Genomic DNA, 538 nt, shown 5'->3' with positions numbered 1-538 from the left:
TTACGATAGTAAAAAAACATTCTTGATATGAATATTTCGTGGCGGTGTAGCTCAGCTGGCTAGAGCGTACGGTTCATACCCGTGAGGTCGGGGGTTCGATCCCCTCCGCCGCTATTACTAAATACATGATACACGATTTATAAGGACCCTTAGCTCAGTTGGTTAGAGCAGACGGCTCATAACCGTCCGGTCGTAGGTTCGAGTCCTACAGGGTCCATTATACACGGAGGAATACCCAAGTCCGGCTGAAGGGATCGGTCTTGAAAACCGACAGGGGTGTAACAGCCCGCGGGGGTTCGAATCCCCCTTCCTCCTCCATATTTCCTTTTATGGTAAAATACATATCGTCGCGGGGTGGAGCAGTTCGGTAGCTCGTCGGGCTCATAACCCGAAGGTCGCAGGTTCAAATCCTGTCCCCGCAATACCATTTTTGACTCGTTTTTATAAAGGGTTATCAATAATCCTGTTTGAGTCACGTATGGATAGTTATTTTGACTAACGTCAAGGTAAATGAAAGTTATTTTGCTGACGCAAAAAA

4 tRNA genes are annotated in these 538 nt (G+C 46.8%); all 4 read left to right on the top strand.

Annotation, left to right across the window (positions count from 1 at the left end):
* The first annotated feature begins 40 nt into the window (after positions 1 to 40).
* The 4 genes from TV75_RS20990 (at position 41) to TV75_RS20975 (ending at position 422) form a co-directional block, all read left to right on the top strand.
* Positions 41 to 114, top strand: a tRNA-Met gene (locus TV75_RS20990).
* Positions 115 to 143: 29 nt separating this feature from the next.
* Positions 144 to 217: transfer RNA gene (locus tag TV75_RS20985), tRNA-Ile, on the top strand.
* 8 nt (positions 218 to 225) lie between these two features.
* Positions 226 to 318: transfer RNA gene (locus tag TV75_RS20980), tRNA-Ser, on the top strand.
* A 30-nt stretch (positions 319 to 348) separates the two neighbouring features.
* Positions 349 to 422, top strand: a tRNA-Met gene (locus TV75_RS20975).
* Positions 423 to 538 lie beyond the last annotated feature (116 nt).

Origin of the sequence: Rossellomorea aquimaris, from assembly GCF_000935355.1 — a bacterium.
Lineage (GTDB): Bacteria > Bacillota > Bacilli > Bacillales > Bacillaceae_B > Rossellomorea > Rossellomorea aquimaris_B.
This window is presented reverse-complemented; position numbering and strand designations above follow the sequence as displayed.